At 75.6% G+C, this 6,956-nt stretch carries 4 protein-coding genes; 3 read left to right on the plus strand and 1 reads right to left on the minus strand.

The window, feature by feature from the left end:
- The first annotated feature begins 65 nt into the window (after positions 1 to 65).
- Positions 66 to 4,574, plus strand: coding sequence for an ATP-dependent helicase (locus V5O40_RS27590; RefSeq protein WP_332908162.1), 4,509 nt, complete (start codon positions 66 to 68; stop codon positions 4,572 to 4,574).
- A 205-nt stretch (positions 4,575 to 4,779) separates the two neighbouring features.
- On the opposite strand, the gene V5O40_RS27595 is transcribed toward V5O40_RS27590, so the two are convergent.
- Entirely contained in the window at positions 4,780 to 5,400 is a 621-nt protein-coding gene (locus V5O40_RS27595; protein ID WP_332908163.1) for a hypothetical protein, read from the minus strand.
- A 221-nt stretch (positions 5,401 to 5,621) separates the two neighbouring features.
- On the opposite strand from V5O40_RS27595, the gene V5O40_RS27600 reads away from it, so the two are divergent.
- Positions 5,622 to 6,521, plus strand: a complete 900-nt coding sequence (locus V5O40_RS27600) for an SAM hydrolase/SAM-dependent halogenase family protein (protein ID WP_332908164.1) — start codon at positions 5,622 to 5,624, stop codon at positions 6,519 to 6,521.
- 26 nt (positions 6,522 to 6,547) lie between these two features.
- Positions 6,548 to 6,790: a CPCC family cysteine-rich protein gene (locus V5O40_RS27605; RefSeq protein WP_164445633.1), complete on the plus strand. Its 243-nt coding sequence runs from the start codon at positions 6,548 to 6,550 to the stop codon at positions 6,788 to 6,790.
- The last annotated feature ends 166 nt before the right edge of the window (positions 6,791 to 6,956 follow it).

The following is a 6,956-nucleotide window of genomic DNA, read 5'->3' on the forward strand; positions in this document are numbered from 1 at the left end:
GGGGGGCGCCCGCCCCCCCGGCCCCCGGGGGGGGGGGCCTCCCCGGGGGGGGGCGGGCCCCCGGGGTGGGGTGGGGGGGGGCGTGCGCCGCCCCGACGGCGGCGCAGGCCGGCGCCTGGAACGCGGTCGCCGCCGGCCGACACGCCCTGGTCGTGGCGCCCACCGGTTCCGGCAAGACCCTCGCGGCGTTCCTGTGGTCCCTCGACCGGCTCTCCCGCGAGACCGCGCCGGCCGATCCTCGGCGGCGCTGCCGGGTGCTCTACGTCAGCCCGCTCAAGGCGCTCGCGGTCGACGTCGAACGCAACCTGCGCGCACCCCTCACCGGCATCCGGCAGGCCGCCACCCGGCTCGCCCTACCCCCGCCGGAGATCACCGTCGGGATGCGCACCGGTGACACCCCCGCCGACGAGCGGCGGGCCTTCGCCCGCACCCCGCCGGACATCCTCATCACCACGCCGGAGTCGCTGTTCCTGCTGCTCACCTCGGCCGCGCGGGACTCGCTGCGCGGTGTCGAGACCGTGATCGTCGACGAGGTGCACGCGGTCGCCGGCACCAAACGCGGCGCCCACCTGGCGCTCTCCCTGGAGCGGCTCGACCAGTTGCTGCCCGCCCCGGCACAGCGCATCGGGCTCTCCGCCACCGTCCGGCCGTTGGACGAGTGCGCCCGTTTCCTCGGCGGCACCCGCCCGGTCGAGGTGGTGGCCCCGGCGACCGCCAAGACGATCGAGGTCAGCGTCCAGGTGCCGGTGGAGGACATGACCCGCCTCGACGAGCAGCCGACGCCGGAGGACGAGCTCGCCGGTCCACGCACGGCGTCCATCTGGCCGGCCGTGGAGGAGCGGGTCTTCGGCCTGATCAGGGCGCACCGCTCGACGATCGTCTTCACCAACTCCCGGCGCAGCGCCGAACGCCTGTGCGCCCGGCTCAACGAGTTGGCCGCCGACGAGACGGCCACGGCTGCGTCACCCGCGACCGGCCCGGCGGCTCGGACACCGGCCGAGATGATGGCCCAGGCCGGCGCGGTGTCCGGTGCCCCGCCGGTGATCGCCCGGGCGCACCACGGCAGCGTCTCCCGGGAGGAGCGCCGACAGATCGAGGAGGCGCTGAAGGCGGGCCGGTTGCCGGCGGTGGTGGCCACCTCCAGCCTCGAACTCGGCATCGACATGGGTGCGGTCGACCTGGTCGTGCAGATCGAGGCACCGCCGAGCGTGGCCGCGGGCCTGCAACGGGTCGGCCGGGCCGGGCACCAGGTCGGCGCGGTGTCGCGCGGGGTGGTCCTGCCCAAACACCGCGGCGACCTGCTCTCCTGCGCGGTGGTCGCGGAGCGGATGGGCGAGGCGGCCATCGAGGAACTGCGCCATCCCCGCAACCCGCTGGACGTGCTCGCCCAGCAGATCGTCGCGATGGTCGCGTTGGACGAGTGGCGGGTCGGCGACCTGGCGACCGTCGTCCGTCGGGCCGCGCCCTTCGCCGAGCTGCCCGACTCCGCGCTGCACGCCGTACTGGACATGCTCTCCGGCCGCTACCCGTCCACCGCCTTCGCCGAGCTTCGTCCCCGCCTGGTCTGGGATCGCGCCACCGACGTGCTGACCGGCCGTCCCGGCGCCCAACGGCTCGCGGTGACAAGTGGCGGCACCATCCCCGACCGGGGGCTGTTCGGCGTCTTCCTGGCCGGGGCGGAGCGGGCCGCCCGGGTCGGCGAGCTGGACGAGGAGATGGTCTACGAGTCCCGGGTCGGAGACATCTTCCTGCTCGGTTCCTCCTCCTGGCGGATCGAGGAGATCACGCCCGACCGCGTGCTGGTCTCCCCGGCACCCGGGCAGGCCGCGAAGATGCCGTTCTGGAAGGGCGACCAGCCGGGCCGGCCGGTGGAACTGGGCCGGGCGATCGGCGCCCGGGTACGTGCCCTGCTCCGGCAGGACACCGAGCAGGCCACGGCCGCGCTACGGGCCACCGGGTTGGACGACTGGGCCGCCGGAAACCTGCTGACCTACCTGCACGAGCAGCGGGCGGCGACCCGGGCCCTGCCGGACGACCGGACGGTGGTCGTCGAACGCTTCCGCGATGAGCTGGGTGACTGGCGACTGGCCGTGCACAGCATCCTGGGCGCCCGGGTCAACGCACCGTGGGCGTTGGCCATCGGCCGCCGGCTCGCTGAGCGCTACGGGGTCGACGCGCAGGTGATGCCCGCCGACGACGGGATCGTGGTCCGGCTGCCGGACACCGCCGACACGCCGCCCGGCGCCGACGTGGTGGCCTTCGACCCGGAGGAGATCGCGCAGTTGGTGGAGGAGTCGGTGGGCACCTCGACGCTGTTCGCCGCGCGGTTCCGGGAGTGCGCCGCCCGGTCGCTGCTGCTGCCCCGCCGCGATCCGCGCCGCCGCCAGCCGCTCTGGCAGCAGCGGCAACGCGCCGCCCAACTGCTCGACGTGGCCCGCGAGTACGCCGACTTCCCGGTCACCCTGGAGGCCGCGCGGGAGTGCCTGCAGGATGTCTTCGACCTGCCCGCCCTGACCGAGGTGATGCGTGACCTGGCCGGCCGCCGGGTGCGCCTGGTCGAGGTGGAGAGCGCCCGGCCGTCCCCGTTCGCCCGCTCGCTGCTGTTCGGCTACGTCGGTGCCTTCCTCTACGAGGGCGACGCCCCGCTGGCCGAACGCCGGGCCGCTGCCCTCACCCTGGATTCGGCCCTGCTCGGTGAGTTGCTCGGCCGGGTCGACCTGCGCGAGCTGCTCGACCCGGCGGTGCTCGCCGAGACCGAGCGGCAACTGCGCTGGCTGACCCCGCAACGCCGGGCCCGCGATGCCGAGGACGTGATCGAACTGCTCCGGCAGCTCGGCGACCTGAGCACCGCCGAGTTGGCCGAACGCGGAGTGCCCGAGGCGTGGCTCACCGACCTGGCCGCCGCCCGGCGGGTGCTGCGGGTCCGCATCGCCGGGCAGGAACGCTGGGTCGGCGTCGAGGATGCCGGCCGGCTGCGGGACGCTCTCGGCGTGGCCCTGCCGGTCGGTGTCGCCGAGGCGTACCTCGAACCGGTCACCGACCCGCTCGGCGACCTGGTGGCCAGGTACGCCCGCACCCACACCCCGTTCACGGCCGCGAGCTGCGCGGCCCGGTTCGGGCTCGGGGTCTTCGTGGTCGAGCAGGCGCTGCGCCGGCTGGCCGCCGTCAGCCGGGTGGTCTCCGGCGAGTTCACCCCGGACACGGCCGGCACCCAGTGGTGCGACGCCGAGGTGCTGCGCCTGCTGCGCCGCCGTTCCCTCGCCGCGCTCCGCCGCGAGATCGAGCCGGTACCACCGCAGGCCCTGGCGACCTTCCTACCCCGCTGGCAGCAGGTCGGCTCCTCGGCGCGCGGGGTCGAGGCGGTGGCCGCGACGGTCGAGCAGTTGCAGGGTGCCTCGGTCCCCGCGTCGGCGCTGGAGCGGCTGGTACTGCCCGCCCGGGTCGCCGACTACTCCCCCGCCCAGCTCGACGAGCTGTGCGCCAGCGGTGAGGTGCTGTGGGCCGGCGCGGGGGCGATCTCCGGTGGGGACGGCTGGGTCAGCCTGGCGTACGCCGACTCGGCCGCGCTGCTGCTGCCGCCACCGGACGAGACCCTCGCGCGTACGCCACTGCACGACGCCGTGCTGGACGCGCTCGACGCCGGGCAGGCCCTGTTCTTCCGGCCGCTGGCCGACCGGGTCGGCGCCACCGACGACGCCGAGCTGACCGCCGTCATCTGGGACCTGGTCTGGGCCGGCCACCTCACCAACGACACCCTGGCTCCGCTGCGGGCGGTCCTCGGCGCCGGTGGCGCGCACCGCGCCCGCCCGACCGCCGCCCGCAGCCGTTACCGCCGACCGGGACGGGTGGCGCTGCCGAGTCGCGGTGGCCCGCCGACGGTGGCCGGACGCTGGTCCCGGCTGCCGGCGCGGGACACCGACCCGACCCGCCGCGCCGCCGCCCTCGCCGACGTCCTGCTGGAGCGGCACGGTGTGCTGACCCGGGGCGCGGTGGTGGCCGAGCAGGTGGCGGGCGGCTTCGCGGCGGTCTACCCGGTGCTCGCCGCGCTGGAGGAGCGCGGCGCGGCCCGGCGGGGATACTTTGTCGACGGGCTGGGCGCGGCGCAGTTCGCGGTGCCCGGCGCGGTGGACCGGATCCGCGCCGGTGCCGACCCACTCGACGGTGGCCGGCCTCGCGGCGGGGCCACGGTGGTGCTGGCCGCCACCGACCCGGCGAACCCGTACGGCGCGGCGCTGCCCTGGCCGGAGCGGGCCGTCGACTCCGGTGAAGCGGCATCGCCACCGACCAGCGGGCACCGGGCGGGTCGCAAGGCCGGGGCGCTGGTCGTGCTGGTCGAGGGTGGGTTGGCGCTCTACGTGGAGCGGGGTGGACGGACACTGCTCTCCTTCACCGACGACGTCGACGTGCTGGCCTCGGCCGGCAAGGCGCTCGCCGACGCCGTCCACTCCGGCGCGCTGGGCCCGATCTCGGTGGAACGCGCCGACGGCGAGTCCGTCGGCTCGTCGCCGCTGCGCGACGCCCTGACGGCCGCCGGCTTCCGCACCACCCCCCGCGGCCTCCGCCTCCGCCCCTAACCCCCACGCCCCACGCCCCACGCCCCACGCCCCACGCCCCACGCCCCACGCCCCACGCCCCACGCCCCACGCCCCACGCCCCACGCCCCACGCCCCGGCGATCTTGCACTTTTCGTCGCGACAATTGCCGCCAGGTGGGACATTCCAGCGACCATAAGTGCAAGATCGCGTGCGCGGAGGAGGGGTGGGAGGATGGGTGGGAGGGTCAGCGGAGCTTGTCGAGGACCTTCTCGTAGCGGGGGCGGTCGGCGGGCGGCGTTGGTGCCTCGAGGTAGTTGAGCACCACGGTGCCGCTGCGGTAGGCGGCTCCGCTCCACCGCTCGGCCAGATCACCGGCGCTGCTCTCGTCGGGAAAGACGTAGACGGCCACGTTGTCGGTCACGACCAGTTCCGAGCAGCCCAGACCCAACCCGTCCGGTCCACAGTCGACCGAGCGGTCCCGGACGTTGGCCGCCTTGAGCCCGGCCGCCCGGAACGCCGCCACGACCTCCCGGCCGGTCGGTTCGCCGGCCTGACGGGGCGGTAGCTCCACCGGCGGCGGGCTCGGCGGTCGCCGCTCGGTGGTGCCGCCGGCCTTCGGCGCGCCCGTACCCGGTTGCGATGACGGCGGCGGCGCGACACCGCTCGGGGCGGTGTCACCCGGAGCGGCCGGGCTGGCCGCCCCGGTCGGCGCGGTCGCGGCGCCCGGTGCGGCCGGATCCGCCGACGAGCCGCTGACGGTCGGGGCCGGTGCGGCGACCGGCGGCGCGTCCTGGTCGGCACCGCAGGCGACCAGCGCCACGGTGGTCACGAGCACGACGGCGGTGGGCAACATCCGGTGACTCACCCACGCAGTCTGTCCAACCAGGACCGCCACCGGCAGTGGCCGGTCGGTCAGCCACGCTGTCGGCTTTCCGGCACCGGAGCGCCCACCTCACGCCCCGACAGACCGACCTGGTGCGGCAGCGGCGGGGCGGGTACGCCACTGCCGGGAATTGGCGGCGGAAGCGGCGATCCCGCGCCGACACCGTCCGCCGGGCCGGCGAATCCCGGGTACGATCCGGTGCCGTGACCAGCAGCGCCGCCCGCGCGTCCCGGCCACCGGCCGAGGTCGTCTCGCTGACCACCGACTACGGCCTCGCCGACGGCTTCGTGGCGGCCTGCCACGGGGTGATCGCCCGCCTCGCGCCCGCGCTGCGGGTCATCGACGTGACCCACCTGGTGTCGCCGGGTGACGTGCGCCGCGGCGCGGCGGTGCTGGCCCAGACCGTGCCGCACCTGCCGCCCGGGGTGCACGTGGCGGTGGTCGACCCGGGGGTCGGTACGAGCCGGCGGGGTGTCGCCCTGGGCACGCCTGAGGGTCTGCTGGTGGGCCCGGACAATGGCCTGCTGCTGGACGCCGCCGCGGCGCTCGGCGGGATGACCGGGGCGGTGGAGCTGACCAACCCGCGCTGGCTGGCCCCCCGGGTGTCGGCCACCTTCCACGGACGGGACGTCTTCGCCCCGGTCGCGGCCCGCCTGGCTCTCGGTGCCCCGCTCACCGACGCCGGGCCGGCGGTCGATCCGGCCACGCTGGTACGGCTGCCCGAACCGCTGGTCCGCCAACTGCCGGACGGGTTCGTCGCCGAGGTGCTGACGGTGGACCACTTCGGAAACGTCCAGTTGGCCGCCCCGGCCGAGTTGCTGGACCCGCTGCCGGCCCGGGTGCGGGTCCGTCCGATGACCGGCGACCCGGCCGCCGAGGACGGCCCGTCGGCGGTCGACGGGTGGGAACGGGAGGTGGTGCACGGGCGTACCTTCGGCGACGCCCCGGTCGGTGCCCTGGTGGCGCACGTCGACTCGACCGGCCGGGTCGCGCTCTCCGTCAACGGTGGACACGCCGCCGAACTGCTCGCGGTGGATCCGGGTACGCTGCTGCGGGTCCGGGGTTACGGCGCCGTGGGGGACGCTTCCGGACAACACGGATGAAGTGTCTACTGTGGAAAGCTGTCGAGGTGGATGATCGCTGGGTTCCCGCCGCATGTCCCTGCTGCGCGTACCGGACCGGTGGTGGCACCTGCCCGGTCTGTTTCTGGACAGACGACGGTCAGGGCGACGCCGACGCGGACGTCGTACGCGGCGGGGCGAACGGGGACCTGAGCCTGTCGCACGCCCGCCTGAACTTCGCCGTCTACGGTGCCTGCCATCCCCGGTACCAGGAACTGGTGCGGACACCGAGGCCGGAGGAGATGCCCTGAATCGGCCGGGCTCCCGCTGACGCGGCGAGCCGGGCCGGCCCGGGAGGACGCCGACCCGGCTCGGGGTGCCGGGCTCAGCAGACCGGCACCGACCCACCCCCGACCGTGGCGATGTACGCGTGGCTGACGCACTGCCCGCTGGCCCGGCGGGTCCACCGGTTGGTGG

Origin of the sequence: Micromonospora palythoicola (assembly GCF_036689795.1) — a bacterium.
GTDB lineage: Bacteria > Actinomycetota > Actinomycetes > Mycobacteriales > Micromonosporaceae > Micromonospora > Micromonospora palythoicola.